Here is a 15904-nt window from a genome sequence, read left to right on the forward strand (position 1 = left end):
AACGCGACACCCCTGCCAGCGAGCGCGGAGCTTGCCGGTGAAAGACGCATGAGTCCATGTCCGGCGAAATGCCTGTCGATCACGACAAGGTGACGTGTCGATGAAGCGAGACGAGGCGCGCGATGTCAGCCCTTGTCGTCGTCGCCCTGGGTGATCAGCCGCGCGCTGCGCTGGCCAGTGAAGTAGATCCATAGCCAGCTAAGCGAGACCGCGAGCCGGTTGCGGAAACCGATCAGGAAATAGATGTGGGCAACGCCCCACAGCCACCAGGCAAGCCAGCCGGTGAGTTTGATCCAGCCGAAGTCGATCGCCGCCGCGCGCTTGCCGATCGTCGCCAGGTCGCCGGCGTGTTGATAGCGGAAAGGACGCGAAGTCGTATCGCCGGCGAGCCGCGCCTTGATCGTCGCCGCGACGTGGCGCCCCTCCTGCTTGGCGGAAGGCGCCACGCCAGGCACCGGTTTCCCGTCCGGGCGCAACACATGCGCGGTGTCGCCGATGACGAAGATTTCCGGGCTGCCCGACACGGTGAGATCGGGCTCGACCAGCACCCTGCCCGCACGGTCGGCGTTCGCTCCCAGCCATTCCGCCGCCGGCGAGGCGGCAACGCCCGCGGCCCACAGAATTGTCTTTGCCGGCAGGCGCTTGTCGCCAAAGACAACGCCATCCGCATCCAACTGCGTAACCGCCTGGCCGAGTTCGACCGTGACGCCGAGCCGTTCCAGCGCCTTCTGGGCATAGGCGGAGAGCTGCGGCGCGAAGTTGGCGAGGATGCGATCGCCGGCCTCGATCAGCACCACGCGCGTCTGCCTGGTGTCGATGTTGCGGAATTCGTCGCGCAGCGTGTCATGCGCCAGTTCCGCGATGGTGCCGGCAAGTTCGACGCCGGTCGGCCCGCCGCCGACGATGACCAGCGTCAGCAGCGCCTGGCGCCTCGTTGCATCGGTTTCGCGCTCGGCCTGCTCGAAGGCGAGCAGGATGCGGCGCCGGATGGTGGTGGCATCCTCCAGCGTCTTCAGCCCGGGAGCGAACGGCTCCCATTCGTCATGGCCGAAATAGGCGTGGCGCGCCCCGGTGGCAAGCACCAGCGTGTCGAAGGCAACGGCGCTGCCATCCTCGAGCAGCACGCGTTTGCCGGCGCGGTCGACGCCAGTGACGTTGCCCAAAAGCGTCGTCACATTCTTGCGCTTGCGCAGCAGATGGCGGATCGGCCAGGCCACTTCCGAAGTCGCCAGCGATGTCGTCGCCACCTGGTAGAGCAGCGGCTGGAACAGGTGATGGTTGCGCTTGTCGATCATGGTGATGCGCACCGGCGCGCCGGCGAGCGCATGGGTCAGTTCGAGGCCGCCGAACCCGGCGCCGACGACCACGACATGATGGGTGGCTTCGTTCATTCACTTACCTCGCCAAGCAAACCCACCGGACCCAATCTAGGTATTATTGTGCATTGCAACAATAGCGGGAAGACCGTCCAATTGCCCGGGACTCGCCGCCGGATGTCGTGAATGCACATGTCGACCGGTTTGCACGAGGTATAGCGTCAGTGCCGGAATACAGGAGTGAAGCATGGCTGACGATCGCGACGAGCAAGGCCCGGCCCAATACGCCTCCCCGCCCTGTTTCATGCATGAACTCGATCCGCAGTTCCTGGCGCCGCTGACCGACTGGACTGATGTCAGACGTTGGCGCAAGGCCGAGCGCGAAAGGCTGATCGCGGCGCGGCTTGCGGTCTCCGCCGATGCCCGCGCGGCGATGTCGACGCGCATCGCCGAAGGCCTCGATGCTTTGATTGGCGACATTGGCGGCCGCATGGTCAGCCTCTACTGGCCCTTCCGCGGCGAGCCGGATCTGCGGTCCTGGATGGCGTCGATCAACGAACGCGGCGGGCGGACCGCACTGCCGGTCGTCATCGAGAAAGGGCAGCCACTGGTGTTCCGCGCCTACAGACCGGGCGACCGGTTGGAGAAGGGCGTCTGGAACATCCCGATCCCGGCGGTGGGCGATCCGGTCCTGCCCGACATCGTCATCTCGCCGATCGTTGGCATCGATCCCGGCAAATATCGTCTGGGCTACGGCGGCGGCTTCTTCGACCGCACGCTGGCGGCGATGCCGTTCAGGCCGCTGGTGATCGGCGTCGGCTACGAACTGCAGCGCATCCCGACGATCTACCCGCAGCCGCACGACATCCCGATGAGCGAGGTGGTGACGGAGGCTTTCGCCAGCTAGGCCATCTCCGGCCTGAGCCCAACCGCCGTCCGATCGACGATCTCGCGCAGCGCGAAGGACGAATTGATCTTCGTCACATGCGGCATCGCCGACAGCCATTCCTTGTGGATGCGCTCATAGTCGACCAGATCCTTCGCGGCGATGCGCAGGATGTAGTCGTATTCACCCGACATCAGATGGCAGGACAGCACGTTCGGGCAGCGCTTGATCGCTGCCTCGAAATCCGACAGCGTCTTCTCGAACTGGCCCGACAGCGATATATGCACGATCGCCGTCATCTGGTGGCCGAGCGCGGCGTTGGACAGCCGCGCGTGATAACCGCGGATAGTGCCCGACTTCTCCAGATTGTCGAGCCGCCGCGAGCACGCCGATTGCGACAGGCCGACCTTCTCGGCAAGCGCGGCGTTGGGTATCCGCCCGTCTTTCTGCAAAGCCTCCAGAATGGCGATATCAATCCTGTCGAGCGGCATTTTTCGTGGTTCCTGCGAAAATGTGGACGTTTTGCGCAACGATTATCGAAGTGCGCCTGTTCTCGCAAGCGCATTCGCAAACACTTGCGGGCCGATTCATGGTTCACTCGACCAATACAGGGAACGCGCCCGCAAAGGGCCGGATCAGGAGACAGAAAATGCGCGTCGGTTGCCCCAAGGAAATCAAGAACCACGAATATCGCGTCGGCCTGACGCCTGGCTCCGTCCGCGAATATGTCGCGCATGGCCATGAAGTGCTGGTCGAGACCGGCGCCGGCGCCGGCATCGGCGCCGACGACAACGCCTACCGCGCCGCCGGCGCCACCATCGCCAAGACGGCCGCCGACGTGTTCGCCAAGTCCGACATGATCGTCAAGGTCAAGGAGCCGCAGCCCAACGAATGGGTCCAGCTGCGCGACGGCCAGATCCTCTACACCTATCTCCACCTCGCTCCGGATCCGGACCAGACCAAGGGGCTGCTGGCTTCGGGCGTCACGGCGATCGCCTATGAAACCGTCACCGACGACCGCGGCGGCCTGCCGCTGCTCGCGCCGATGTCGGAAGTTGCCGGCCGCCTGTCGATCCAGGCCGGCGCGACTGCGCTGCAGAAGGCCAATGGCGGCCGCGGCGTGCTGCTCGGCGGTGTCCCTGGCGTGCTGCCCGGCAAGGTCACCGTGCTCGGCGGCGGCGTCGTCGGCCTGCATGCGGCCAAGATGGCGGCCGGCCTTGGCGCCGATGTCACCATCATCGACCGCTCGATCCCACGGCTGCGCCAGCTCGACGACATTTTCGGCGGCCGCGTTCACACCCGCTACTCGACCGTCGAGGCGCTGGAGGACGAGTGCTTCTCCGCCGACATCGTCGTCGGCGCCGTGCTGATCCCGGGCGCCGCGGCGCCGAAGCTGGTGACGCGCGAAATGCTGTCCGGCATGAAGAAGGGTTCCGTGCTCGTCGACGTCGCCATCGACCAGGGCGGCTGCTTCGAGACCTCGCACGCCACCACCCATGCCGAGCCGACCTACGAGGTCGACGGCGTCATCCACTATTGCGTCGCCAACATGCCGGGCGCGGTGCCGGTCACCTCGGCGCATGCCCTCAACAATGCGACGCTGCATTACGGCCTGCAGCTTGCCGACAAGGGCCTCAAGGCGCTTGTCGACGACCACCATCTGCGCAACGGCCTCAACGTCCACAAGGGCAAGATCACCAACCGCGCGGTCGCCGAAGCGCTCGGCTACGAGCTCGTCGAGCCGAAGGCGGTCCTCGCCGCCTGACAGGCACGCGAAGAGAGTTCCTCCTGTCGCCCGCCGGCTCCGTCCGGCGGGTTTTTCTTTGCGCGGAACAATTTAGCCAACAAAAAAGCGGAGCCAAAGCCCCGCTTCCTCGACGTTGAGACGTGCCGCCGGTCCATCCGCGGTCGGCAATCGATCAACACTTGCCTTTTAGCAAGTAATTGCGACGGCTATACGACAGTCTCGCCCGACATTCACGCAGATCCGTGGTGCCTTTGTGAAGCACTTCACATTCGGCATTCGAAAACCATGCCTAGTCGCATCGGCCTGTAGGCGGCTTTCTCTTCTGTCGCAGGCTTTTTCCCCAACTGCCCGCCAGCCTATCGGCGGGCATATTTTTTGGAACGCGTCAGGCGCGTTCGATGCGGCACTGGTAGCAATTGTTGCGCGCCGAGCGGACATGGATGTAGGCGATGTCGTCGCGCTCGAGCAGCGTTTCGGCGCGAGCTGCGATGTCCGGCGTCGCTATGACCCCGCCGCTGCCATAGACGATGCGGTCGTTGCGGCCATAGCCACGCACGATGTAGTCGCTGCTCTCGAGCATTTCGGGAAGCGCCGCGTCCTCCGGCGCGCGTGCGCATTCCTGCGCATGCAGGAAGATCGGCCCGGTCTCGGCATAGGGCTGCAGCTCGGGAAACGGCCGGTAGGCCAAAACGAGATAGGCATCGCCCGCGGCGACGTTCTTCAGGCAGTGGCGGCAGGGCACGCCGTCGCCGTCGGAAACCTGGCGCTCCGGCGTATGGCCGTACGCGTCCGCCCCGCCGCGCTGCAGGGCTCTCACATTGTCGGTCGGCAGCGCTTTGAACTGGATGGTCATGGCATGTCTCCGCTATCGCTGACCGGAAATTACGCGGTCCCCGGCACGCTTCCCACCCGATTCCTGCCAAGCAGCGTCAGTCGATGAGCGCGTCGAGCCCGCGCACCAGCGCCTTGCCGGCCCAGCCGGTCGCGCCGGCCATTATCACACGTATCGCCATCGTCGGATCCTCTTGCGCGATCTTCGTTGGCCCTGGACATCAAGCGATATGGAAAGAGCCGGCTCATTCAAGCCGGGCTCTTCCAGGCGAAGGCCTGACGCGGGCGCTATCGGATGAAGTCGTCGAAGCGGCGCAAGGTCACCCTGCGGTTGCGCCAGTTCTCCTGCTGTGTCGGCACCAGCAGGAACTCCTCGCCATAGCCGACGGTTTCGAGCGCATGGCCGGGCACGCCGAACTCGCGCACCAGCGTCCGCTTCAGCGAGGCGGCGCGCTGCTCCGAGAGGATCTGGTTCGACTGGAAGGAGCCGACCGCATCGGTATGGCCCTCGATCAGGATGCGGGCGCCGCGATCGCGCCGCAGGATGCGGTGCAGCGCATCGGCGATGTTGTCGATCTTGCCGTATTGCGACTCCGAGATCGCAGCCGAGCCGAAGGCGAAGTTGATCGACTGGATGTCGATCGAGCGCGCCATGCGCCTGAGATCCGGCCGGCGCTTGAATTCGCGGATGGTGACGCGCTGATTGGGGCGCAGCTTCACCCGGGGCGCGGCCTCGAGCTGGCGCTCGATCGTCGCGGCGGAAGGCGTGGTGGCCTGTGCAAATGCAAGGCTCGGCATGGCAAGTGCCGCAATCATGGCAACGGCAAATGTACGTCGGGTCAGCATGTCTTTCTCCTTCGGCCCGTCCTTCTGACGGGCGCGTTGATCTTGCCGACACCTTGGCAAAGTCAGCCTGAAGCGAGGATGAACGAACAGATGCCAAGTTTTCCGACTGGCCAGACATGTCGCTCCGCGCCATGATGATCCCGGAAGAACGCGGCAGCGGTTGACGGAGCTGACGAGGATCCGATGATCACCGGAGGATGCCTGTGCGGCGCAGTCCGCTACGAAAGCAGCGCGGAGCCGATCACCACGCGCCTGTGCTGGTGCCGCTTCTGCCAGTATATCGCGGCCGGCAACGCGGCGGTGAGCGTCTGCTTCCTGACCGCGCGGATCAAGATCGTCGGCGAGACGGGCGACTATGAGAGCGTGGCCGACAGCGGCAACAGGATGCACCGGCGCTTTTGCCCGGCCTGCGGCGTGCATCTCTTCAGCGAGGCGGAGTCGCGCCCGCATCTGATTTTCGTGCGCGCCGGCACGCTCGACGATCCGAATATGATCAGGCCCGCGGCGACGATATGGACGGCCAAGGCGCCGGCCTGGGCCTGCATCGACACTTCGCTGCCGACCTTCGAGGGCCAGCCGCCGCCGGTGGCCTAGGCGGCATCGACACTACGGCCGCATGACGCTCGCCGAACGCTCGGCGAAGGAAAGCGGGTGCACGATCTCCTTCTTCTGCGCCACCGGCGTGAAGCCGAGCTTCTGGTAGAGCGGCAGCGCCGCCGGGTGGTCGAGCGTGCAGGTCTGCACAGTCACCCGCTTCGGGCCATGCGACCAGGCAGCCGATATCGCAGCGCCCAGGAACCAGCGGCCGATGCCTTGCCCGTGCGCATGCTCCATCATGCCGAAATAGGCGAGTTCCACCTCTTCCGGCAGATGCGGCTTGAGATCGAAGAAGCCGGCCGGCGCACCGTCGAGATAGAGCACCCTGATGTCGCGATCCTCGCGGTGGAGGCCGGCCGAAAGCTCCTCGTCGTTCAGCCTCAGCACGTTCACCCAATGCCATTTGCGCCCCACCCGGTCCATCAGGTAGCGGTAGAAATGCAGCGGAATATCCCTGGTCTTCAGGAGCGCGATCTGCCGGTTGTACGGGACAGGCGGCGACGCGGCCGGCGGCGCATGCATTTCGAGAAACGTTACCGTGACGTCGATGTCCTGCAGCGCTCCGTTTTCCATCACGGTCATTCCTTGCCCGTCACCACGGGCGTATCGGCAAGCCCGCCCCATTCGGTCCATGAGCCGTCGTAAAGCCTGTTGTCGGTGTGGCCAAGCGTCTCCAGCGCCAGCGTGATCGCCGCCGCCGTTATGCCCGAGCCGCATGACGTGACGACCGGCTTCGACAGATCTATGCCGGCATCCTCGATCACCTTGCGCAAACGATCCCTGGGCAGAAGCTCGCCGTTATCGGCCAATGCCGTGACCGGCACGCTGCGCGCGCCCGGCATATGGCCGGAGCGGATGCCGGCGCGGGGCTCCGGATCGGTTCCGGCAAAACGGCCGGCGGATCGTGCATCGGCGATCTGGCTTTCTCGTCCGTCGACGATGCGGCGCATTTCGGCGAGGCCGACGACGCGCGCGGCATCGAAGTCGGCTTGGAAGATGCAGGGCGCGATCTTCGTCGGCTCCGCCGTCACCGGGCGGCCCTGCGCCTTCCAGCGATCGAAGCCGCCGCTCAGTATGTAGACCTGGAAGACGCCCATGACCCGAAACATCCACCAGCCGCGCGGCGCCGAGAAATAGCCCGGGCCGTCATAGATCACGATCGTGTCGTCGGCCGAAACGCCCATGGCGCCGACATACTGCGCGAAATTTTGCGGCGACGGCAGCGTATGCGGAAGCCCGGAATCGGGGTCCGAAATGGCGTCCTGATCGAGGAAGCGGGCGCCGGGAATATGCGCCGCCTCATAGTCGGCGCGCGCATCGCGGTTTTGCGCCGGCAGGTACCAGGAAGCGTCGATGATCGTCAGGCCGGGCTCGCCAAGGCGCTGCTGCAGCCAATCCGCGTCGACGATGAAAGGACTATCTTCGGCCATTCTTTCTCCTCCCATCCGGCAACAGTGTCGTCGATCAGATCGCCGGCATCGGTCCGAAGCGGATGCGGAAACGCCGGTTCTCGCGGCCCTTTTTCTCGATCTTGCCGATATGGATCTCGCCGACCTCGCCGGTGCTCTTCACATGGGTGCCGCCGCAGGGCTGGCTGTCGATCGAGGCATTTTCGCCGATGCAAACGAGGCGGATCCTGCCAGTACCGACAGGCGGGCGCACATTCTTTGACTTAACAAGACCGGGATTGGCCGCCAGTTCCGCCTCGGTGATCAGCCGGGTGAAGATCGGATGGTCGGCACGCACCAGTTCCATCAGCCTCGCCGTCACATCTTCCTTGGTGAAGTTGGCATCGGGAATGTCGAAGTCGACGCGGCTGTCGTCCTCGGAAACGGCAGCACCTGTGATCGGGAACGGACACACGACGGTGAGCAGGTGGCAGGCCGCGTGCATGCGCATCAGAAGATGCCGCCGCTCCCAGTCGATGGCGAGCTTGAGCCGCTCGCCGATCGTGGGCGCCGCTTGCCCGGGCGCCGGCACATGGATGATCTCGTCCTTGGTGTCGCCGGTGATGGTGGCGGCGATCGCGACCGGGCTGCCGTCGGCACGCTCAAGCCTGCCGGTGTCGCCAGGCTGGCCGCCCGAGGTTGCGTAGAAGATTGTCCGGTCGAGGATTATGCCGCCGCGCTCGTTGATCGCGACAACCGCCGCCTCGCTCGCCTTCAGGTAGGCGTCGTCACGAAACAGAGCTTCCGTCCGGTGCGCCATCACGCGACCTTTTCGAAGGGCACCGAAATGTCGGCCTTCTCTTCCATCCAGCCCGGCACCGGCAGGTTCTTCTCGCGCAGGAATTCGGGATTGAACAGTTTCGACTGGTAGCGCGTGCCGTAGTCGGCAAGGATCGTCACGATGGTGTGGCCCGGTCCCAGCTCGCGTGCCAGCCGGATGGCGCCGGCGATGTTGATGCCGGTCGAGCCGCCGACGCACAAGCCCTCCTCCTGGATCAGGTCGAAGACGATCGGCAGCGCCTCCTCGTCCGGGATCTGGAAGGAGAAGTCCGGCTTGAAGCCTTCGAGGTTGGCGGTGATGCGCCCCTGGCCGATGCCTTCGGTGATCGAGCTGCCCTCGGCCTTCAATTCGCCGCTGGTGTAGAAACTGTAGAGCGCGGCGCCCAGCGGATCGGCGAGCCCGATCTTGACTTGGCTGCTCTTGGCCTTCAGCCCGAGCCCGACGCCGGCCAGCGTTCCGCCCGAACCGACCGCCGAGACGAACCCATCGACCCTGCCGCCGGTCTGGGTCCAGATTTCCTCAGCCGTCGTCCTGATATGGCCGTCGCGGTTGGCGACGTTGTCGAACTGGTTGGCCCAGATCGCGCCATTCGGCTCGGTGCGCGCCAATTGCTCGGCCAGGCGCCCCGACAGCTTCACATAGTTGTTGGGGTTCTTGTAGGGCACTGCCGGAACTTCGATCAGCTCTGCGCCGAGCAATTTGATCGTGTCCTTCTTCTCCTGGCTCTGCGTGTCCGGAATGACGATCACCGTGCGATAGCCGAGCGCCTTGGCGACCAGCGTCAGGCCGATGCCGGTGTTGCCGGCCGTGCCCTCGACGATGACGCCGCCCGGCCTCAGCAATCCGCGCTGCTCGGCATCGCGGATGATGAACAGGCCGGCGCGGTCCTTGACCGACTGTCCCGGGTTCATGAACTCGGCCTTGCCCAGGATCTCGCAGCCGGTTGCTTCCGAGGCCTTGTTGAGGCGGATCAGGGGCGTGTTGCCGATCGCGTCGATCACAGAACGGGGCATCAAGGATTCCTTGTATGAGCGAGGCGAGACCCTAGAAACCCAAAGGCCCGGTTTCAAGGCAAGAATTCGCCTGGACCAGTCGCATTTCGGGCATTGCAATCTCCTGAATTCAGATGCCGTGTTCCGGCACGCATTTCAACCTTGCGCCGAAAAGCGCTCTTTTCATTCGATTCCTTCGCCGCTAGAGCACTACCGACACACTGGCAGGACTTAGCATGACACTCTATCGGGCCAACCCGAAGCATGGCGTCGCCTGGATCACGGGCGGCAGCAGCGGCATCGGCCGCGCACTGGCCAAGGATCTCGCCTCGAAGGGCTACGCCGTGGCGGTGAGCGCGCTCGCGGACGATCCGATCGACACGCTGATCGTCGAGACGGCGCAGATGCCCGGGCATGTGAAGTCGTTTCCTTGCGACGTCACCGACGAGACGGGGATGGCAAAGACGGCCGCCGCGATCGAGAAGGACATGGGGCCGATCGTGCTCGCGGTCTTCAATGCCGGCAACTACATCGCCACGCCGGGCGAGCATCTCGTGGTGCGCGATTTCCGCCGCTCCTTCGACGTCAACTATTTCGGCATCGTCAACGGCCTGGTGCCTGTCGTCGAGCATATGCGCGTGCGCGGGCGCGGCCATGTCGTTCTCGTCGGTTCGGTCACCGCCTATTCCGGCTGGCCGACCACCGCCGCCTATGGCGGCACCAAGGCGGCGATCAACATCCTGGCGGAATCGCTGAAATACGACTTCGACAAGATGAACATCAGGGTTCAGGTGATGAACCCGGGCTTCGTCGACACCCCGCTGACGGAAAAGAACACGCTGCCGATGCCAGGGCTGATGCCTGTCCACCGCGCATCCCGCCGCATGGTGCGCGGCATCGAGAAGGGCGGCTTCGAGGTCACCTTCCCCTACCGCATAAGCTGGCCGCTGAAATTGCTCGGCCTTCTACCGCGGCCGATCTGCCGCTGGGTGATCGGCATCACGACCGGCTGGAGGGCGCGGCCGCTGAATTTCGACCGCAAGCTGCCGGGCGCGGCCGACCAGGCGTCGGACCAGGCGAGCTGATCTGGCGAACGGCGATTGCCTGTTAGACGGCACGGCCATAGGTTGAGAATTGTTGCTTGGAGCTTCTGATGGGGCGGCGGATCGTGCTTGCGGTACTGGGGCTCGCTGTCATCTTCTCCATGGCCTTTGTTCTCGGCCCGCGCGTACCCGTCGACACGAGGATCCGTTTCGACCCGTCCATCATTGGCGACGATCCGCAGGCCTATCTGGCGCGCGACGAGGCTGCCGTGCCCAACATCCGCGACGGGTTGGAAAAGGAAATCATCTGGGCAAATCCTATGGTTCACGCCAAGACGCCGCTGGCCATCGTCTACATCCATGGCTTCTCGGCCTCGAAGGGCGAGGTCCGGCCGCTGCCCGACGACGTCGCCGATGAGCTTGGTGCCAACCTGTTCTACACGCGCCTCACCGGCCACGGCCAGGACGGCGCCGCGATGGCCGAGGGCAGCGTCAATGCCTGGATCAACGACTACGAGGAGGCGCTCGCCATCGGTCGGGCGATCGGCGACAGGGTGATCGTCATTGCCACCTCGACGGGTGGCTCGCTGGCGGCATGGGCCGCGACAGAGCCGCGCGCCTCGGACGGGGTTGCGGCGATCGCGTTTATATCGCCCAACTTCGGCGTCAAGGCGTCCGGCGCGGAGCTGCTCACCAAGCCCTGGGGCAAACAGATCGCCGAACTCGTCGGCGGCAAGGAGCGCAGCTTCCCGACCCGCAACGCGCTGCATGAAAAGTTCTGGACCCACCAATATCCGATGGCGGCGACGCTGCCGATGCAGGCTCTGACCGAACTCGCCTATGCCGCGCCTGTGGAAAAGGCGACCATCCCTGCCCTCTTCATCTTTTCGGATTCGGACAGAGTGGTGCGGCCAGACCGCACCCGCGAGATCGCCGGGCGCTGGGGCGCGCCCCACGAGCTGGTGCCGGTCGACGACACCGGCGACGCCGACAACCACGTCATTGCCGGAGACGCGCTGTCGCCGTCGACAACGGCCGTCCTCGCGGAGCGGATCGTCGTCTGGGTCAAGGCGCTGACCGGGCAGTAGCCGTCACAAGAAAAAGGGCGACCGAAGCATCGCTACGATCGCCCTCGCATTCACTGGTCGGCAGTCAGATTAAGCAGGCTTGCCGAACCGCAGGCTTCAAGCCGCCCGCGTCGCCGGCCGCTTGCCGCCGAAGCGGCGCTTGTTGTTGCCCTTGAACGGCTTGCGGCCTTCCGGACGCTCGCCTTGCGGCTTTGCCGCAAACGGCCGCTCGCCGTTCGGCTTGCCGCCGAACCGCTTCTTGCCGGAGCCGTTGTTGCCGCCGCCCGGACGCCGGCCGTCGCGGCGACCATTGTGGTCGGCACGATCATTGGCCGGCTCGAAATGGCGCTCGTTCCGTTCCTTGGGATCGCGCTGCGGATCGGGGCTGCCGAGATGGTCGGCAGTGATCGGCAGCTTGGCGCGGATGATGCGCTCCACCTGGCGCAGCTTGGCGTTCTCGGATGGATCGCAAAGCGTGATGGCGATGCCGTCCCTGCCGTTGCGACCGGTGCGACCGATGCGGTGGACATAGCTCTCCGCCTCGTCGGGCAGGTCGAAGTTCACGACATGGCTGATGCCGGGAACGTCGATGCCGCGCGCGGCGATGTCGGTCGCCACCAGGATGCGCACCGAACCGTCACGGAAATCGTTGAGCGCCTTCTGACGGGCGTTCTGCGACTTGTTGCCATGGATGACGGCGGCCTTGAAGCCATCACGATCGAGATCCTTGGTCACCCTGTCGGCGCCATGCTTGGTGCGCGAAAAGATGATGACGGACTTCATCGCTTCATCGCCGAGCATCCTCGACAGCACCTGGCGCTTCTGCTTGGTGCGGGCAAGGACGACGCTCTGGACGATCTCAGCCGCCGCCGTGCTTTGCGGCGCGACTTCGACGCGAACCGGGGTCTTCAACAGGCCCTTGGCCAATTCGGCGATCTCGTCCGGCATGGTTGCCGAGAACAGCGCCGTCTGGCGGTCGGGCGCGGTCGCCTTGGCGATGCGCTTGACGTCGTTGATGAAACCCATGTCGAGCATGCGGTCGCCTTCGTCGAGCACCAGCCATTTGGTGTCGGCGAGGATCAGATCGCCCTCACGCACCAGGTCGGTCAGCCGGCCGGGCGTGGCGATCAGGATATCGACGCCGGGCGCGATCTTCTTCACCTGGCTGAAGCGCGAGACGCCGCCGAGCACCAGCGCGGTCGAGACATGCGCGCCCTTGGCGAGGATCTTGATCGTGTCCTCGATCTGCACGGCGAGCTCGCGCGTCGGCGCCAGGATCAGCGCACGTGTGGTCTTCGGCCGGCGCTTGGTGCCGAGTCCGATGATCTTCGAGAGGATCGGCAGCGCGAAGGCCGCGGTCTTGCCCGAACCGGTCTGGGCGATGCCGAAAATGTCGCGGCCTTCCAGCTGCGGCGGGATCGCCTGGACCTGGATCGGCTTTGGATCCGTGAAGCCCGCAGCATGAGTGGCCTTGAGCAGCGCGCCGGAGATCCCGAGCGCGGCGAAACCATTCTGTTCCGCTGTGTTTTCGTTGGTCAAAATAATCTTCTTTCACGCGGCCTTCTGGCCGCAACATCGATGGCGGCAGGGCGCAACCTGCCGTCGAAAAATTGTCATGGAACGACAAGGCGGCGGACGGAACGTCCGCGCGGCTGCGCTGTCGTGCCCGCAAGCATCATGCCTCGGGGCTTTTTCGCCACTTTGTGATGTACCGGAAAGAGGGGCCGATATACCGGAAAGAGGGAAAACAGACGCAACCAGTCTCATTCGTCGAGAAGGCCGGACAATGCCGGCCCAAGCGCCTATGCCGCCGCATATGGACGAGTTCGCCTCGAAATGCAAGGGCTGCATGCTGCAATGCAGCAAAACGGCGGCGAAAGCGGCGCTTGCACTCCCCTGCCCGCATCATTTACGACAAACGCACCTATCCGTTTGGGGGACCGGCGATGAAGGACGTGCTGAAGGAACTCGAGCGCCGCCGCGAGATCGCCCGCATGGGCGGCGGCAGGGCACGCATCGACGCCCAGCACCAGAAGGGTAAGCTCACCGCCCGCGAGCGCATCGATGTCTTCCTCGACGAGGGCTCGTTCGAGGAGTTCGACATGTATGTCGAGCATCGCTCGACCGATTTCGGCATGGAGAAGACCAAGATCGCCGGCGACGGGGTCGTCACCGGCTGGGGGACGGTCAATGGCCGGCCAGTCTACATCTTCGCCAAGGACTTCACCGTGTTCGGCGGCTCGCTGTCGGAAGCGCATGCCGAGAAGGTCATCAAGGTGCAGGAGATGGCGCTGCGCAACCGCGCGCCGATCATCGGCCTCTACGACGCCGGCGGCGCCCGCATCCAGGAAGGCGTGGCGGCACTCGGCGGCTATGCCGAAATCTTCCAGCGCAATGTTCTGGCCTCCGGCGTCATCCCGCAGATCTCACTGATCATGGGCCCTTGCGCGGGCGGCGATGTCTACTCGCCGGCGATGACCGACTTCATCTTCATGGTGCGCGACACCTCCTACATGTTCGTCACCGGGCCGGATGTGGTGAAGACCGTCACCAACGAGACGGTGACCGCCGAGAGCCTCGGCGGCGCCTCGGTCCACACCACCAAATCCTCGATCGCCGACGGCGCCTACGACAACGACGTCGAGGCGCTGTTGCAGATGCGCCGGCTGGTCGATCTCTTGCCTGCCTCCAACACCTCGGAAATCCCGGAAATCGAGTGCTACCAGTCGGTCACCGACCACGACCTGTCGCTCGACCGGCTGATCCCCGACAACGCCAACAAACCTTACGATATCAAGGAATTGATCCTGAAGGTTGCCGACGAGGGCGATTTCTTCGAGATCCAGCAGAGCTTTGCGAAAAACATCGTCACCGGTTTCGGCAGGGTCGAGGGCCGCACGGTAGGCTTCGTCGCCAACCAGCCGATGGTGCTGGCCGGCGTGCTCGATTCCGACGCCAGCCGCAAGGCGGCGCGCTTCGTGCGCTTCTGCGACTGCTTTTCCATTCCGATCGTCACCTTCGTCGATGTCCCGGGCTTCCTGCCCGGCACCGCGCAGGAATATGGCGGGCTGATCAAGCATGGCGCCAAGCTTCTGTTCGCCTATGCCGAGGCGACCGTGCCGAAGATCACCGTCATCACCCGCAAAGCCTATGGCGGCGCCTATGACGTCATGGCGTCGAAGCATCTGCGCGGCGACATGAACTACGCCTGGCCGACGGCGCAGATCGCGGTGATGGGCGCCAGGGGCGCGGTCGAGATCATCTACCGCAAGGACATCGGAAATGCGGAAAAGATAGCAGCGCATACAAAGGCTTATGAGGACCGCTTCCTGTCGCCCTTCGTCGCCGCCGAACGCGGCTATGTCGACGAGGTGATCATGCCGCATTCGACCCGCCGCCGCGTCGCCCGGGCGCTGAGGATGCTGCGCAACAAGCACATGCAGAACCCCTGGAAGAAGCACGACAACATCCCGCTGTGACCTGAATGTCGCGCTTCATCATCAGCGCTGGGCGGCGGTTCGGCAGGTTCGCGGTGCTGTCCGCCTGCGGCGCGAGATCATGGGAGCCTTGCGACCGCCTCGACCGCCGCTTGCCCGCCTTCTAGAAATGGCCGCAGACTTGTCGCAAAGCCAGTATCTGAACGGTTGCGCCCAAAGGGCGTGGGAACGTCCGGATGATGGCAAGTCGACACACCCGTCATGGGCACAGCGTCTGGCCGCGCTTGGATACGTGGAGACGCCTGAGATCGAACCGATACAGCGGCCAGCACTCTCGACGCTGCTGAACCCAGAGACGGCCGAACAACAGATCGCCGGGTTTAACAACAGATGGACCGAGCGGATGGAGGACTATCTCCCAGCGCTAAGCGGCGGTCCTACTCGTAGTTTTCGTAGGATTTTTCCTCGATTAGGGCGGAGCTGAGCAACACGTTTATCTCGCGCTTCAGCGCGGCGCGGCGGTCGTTGGTTCGGTAGACGCCGCGGGCGAGTTCGATGAAACGATCACCGAAGCGCTTGTTGAGTTCTTCGACGCGGATATCGTCCTCGATGACCCAGAGCGCCTGGTTGACGGCCTTCAGTTCCGCGTAAAGGCCGGCCAGCGTCTCCGACGCCGGGAGGTGGTCGTCGCGAACGCGCGATAGCTCCTCCAGTTCGTGCAGGACGTTGGCCAGTTTGGACGCGTCGGCGATGCTTGCCGCCTTGATCTCGAGGATCGATATCTTGTCCAGCAGTTCGCCGGGGGCGATCTCGACGAGTATGGGGCGGACCATGCAATTGCCCTTTTCTGATGAGCCTTGTCAAACATCGCCGGCGAGGAATATGGACCCACCGGACGGAGCAGCGGCAATAG

Annotated in this window: 16 protein-coding genes; 6 read left to right on the forward strand and 10 right to left on the reverse strand. The window is 64.5% G+C overall.

Annotation, left to right across the window (positions count from 1 at the left end; translation table 11 throughout):
• Positions 1–125: 125 nt before the first annotated feature.
• On the reverse strand, positions 126–1391 hold the full coding sequence (locus tag PU724_RS12945; protein WP_354421678.1) for an NAD(P)/FAD-dependent oxidoreductase: 1266 nt from the start codon (positions 1389–1391) through the stop codon (positions 126–128).
• A 172-nt stretch (positions 1392–1563) separates the two neighbouring features.
• Between PU724_RS12945 and PU724_RS12950 the strand changes: the two genes are divergently transcribed.
• Entirely contained in the window at positions 1564–2223 is a 660-nt protein-coding gene (locus tag PU724_RS12950; protein ID WP_354421676.1) for a 5-formyltetrahydrofolate cyclo-ligase, read from the forward strand.
• On the opposite strand, the gene PU724_RS12955 is transcribed toward PU724_RS12950, so the two are convergent.
• Positions 2220–2693, reverse strand: coding sequence for an Lrp/AsnC family transcriptional regulator (locus tag PU724_RS12955; RefSeq protein WP_126054644.1), 474 nt, complete (start codon positions 2691–2693; stop codon positions 2220–2222). The genes PU724_RS12950 and PU724_RS12955 overlap by 4 nt on opposite strands.
• 158 nt (positions 2694–2851) lie before the next feature.
• Here PU724_RS12955 and ald point away from each other — a divergent pair, with 158 nt between their 5' ends.
• Positions 2852–3967: an alanine dehydrogenase gene (gene ald / locus PU724_RS12960; RefSeq protein WP_127311806.1), complete on the forward strand. Its 1116-nt coding sequence runs from the start codon at positions 2852–2854 to the stop codon at positions 3965–3967.
• A 367-nt stretch (positions 3968–4334) separates the two neighbouring features.
• Here ald and PU724_RS12965 read toward each other — a convergent pair whose 3' ends face one another.
• Entirely contained in the window at positions 4335–4802 is a 468-nt protein-coding gene (locus PU724_RS12965; protein ID WP_127393535.1) for a DUF1203 domain-containing protein, read from the reverse strand.
• A gap of 266 nt (positions 4803–5068) precedes the next feature.
• The gene (locus tag PU724_RS12970) at positions 5069–5626 is read right to left on the reverse strand and encodes an OmpA family protein (RefSeq protein WP_127393534.1); all 558 of its coding nucleotides are present in this window, start codon (positions 5624–5626) and stop codon (positions 5069–5071) included.
• A gap of 183 nt (positions 5627–5809) precedes the next feature.
• Between PU724_RS12970 and PU724_RS12975 the strand changes: the two genes are divergently transcribed.
• Positions 5810–6220 (forward strand): GFA family protein, encoded by a 411-nt coding sequence (locus PU724_RS12975; RefSeq protein ID WP_354421673.1) that lies wholly within the window; start codon positions 5810–5812, stop codon positions 6218–6220.
• Between the two features lie 12 nt (positions 6221–6232).
• Here the strand turns inward: PU724_RS12975 and PU724_RS12980 are convergent, their stop codons facing one another.
• From PU724_RS12980 to PU724_RS12995, 4 genes are read right to left on the reverse strand one after another with little or no spacing between them, the layout of a single operon-like run.
• Positions 6233–6796 carry a GNAT family N-acetyltransferase gene (locus tag PU724_RS12980; protein ID WP_320320908.1) on the reverse strand — a complete coding sequence of 188 codons (564 nt, stop codon included), beginning with the start codon at positions 6794–6796 and terminating at the stop codon, positions 6233–6235.
• 5 nt (positions 6797–6801) lie between these two features.
• Complete coding sequence (sseA, locus tag PU724_RS12985; RefSeq protein WP_354421671.1) at positions 6802–7653, reverse strand: 3-mercaptopyruvate sulfurtransferase; 852 nt, start codon at positions 7651–7653, stop codon at positions 6802–6804.
• A gap of 34 nt (positions 7654–7687) precedes the next feature.
• Positions 7688–8431, reverse strand: a complete 744-nt coding sequence (locus tag PU724_RS12990) for an alanyl-tRNA editing protein (protein WP_354421669.1) — start codon at positions 8429–8431, stop codon at positions 7688–7690.
• Positions 8431–9465 (reverse strand): cysteine synthase A, encoded by a 1035-nt coding sequence (locus PU724_RS12995; RefSeq protein ID WP_354421667.1) that lies wholly within the window; start codon positions 9463–9465, stop codon positions 8431–8433. Before PU724_RS12995 ends, PU724_RS12990 begins: the two co-directional genes overlap by 1 nt.
• 215 nt (positions 9466–9680) lie before the next feature.
• Between PU724_RS12995 and PU724_RS13000 the strand changes: the two genes are divergently transcribed.
• Positions 9681–10529: an SDR family oxidoreductase gene (locus PU724_RS13000; RefSeq protein WP_354421666.1), complete on the forward strand. Its 849-nt coding sequence runs from the start codon at positions 9681–9683 to the stop codon at positions 10527–10529.
• 68 nt (positions 10530–10597) lie between these two features.
• On the forward strand, positions 10598–11575 hold the full coding sequence (locus tag PU724_RS13005; protein WP_354421664.1) for an alpha/beta hydrolase: 978 nt from the start codon (positions 10598–10600) through the stop codon (positions 11573–11575).
• Positions 11576–11671: 96 nt separating this feature from the next.
• Here PU724_RS13005 and PU724_RS13010 read toward each other — a convergent pair whose 3' ends face one another.
• Positions 11672–13093: a DEAD/DEAH box helicase gene (locus PU724_RS13010; protein WP_354421662.1), complete on the reverse strand. Its 1422-nt coding sequence runs from the start codon at positions 13091–13093 to the stop codon at positions 11672–11674.
• Positions 13094–13500: 407 nt separating this feature from the next.
• Between PU724_RS13010 and PU724_RS13015 the strand changes: the two genes are divergently transcribed.
• Positions 13501–15033 carry an acyl-CoA carboxylase subunit beta gene (locus tag PU724_RS13015; protein ID WP_354421890.1) on the forward strand — a complete coding sequence of 511 codons (1533 nt, stop codon included), beginning with the start codon at positions 13501–13503 and terminating at the stop codon, positions 15031–15033.
• A 395-nt stretch (positions 15034–15428) separates the two neighbouring features.
• Here the strand turns inward: PU724_RS13015 and PU724_RS13020 are convergent, their stop codons facing one another.
• On the reverse strand, positions 15429–15824 hold the full coding sequence (locus tag PU724_RS13020; protein ID WP_354421660.1) for a DUF6165 family protein: 396 nt from the start codon (positions 15822–15824) through the stop codon (positions 15429–15431).
• Positions 15825–15904: the final 80 nt, after the last annotated feature.

Source organism: Mesorhizobium abyssinicae (assembly GCF_049887195.1).
Taxonomy (GTDB): domain Bacteria; phylum Pseudomonadota; class Alphaproteobacteria; order Rhizobiales; family Rhizobiaceae; genus Mesorhizobium; species Mesorhizobium abyssinicae.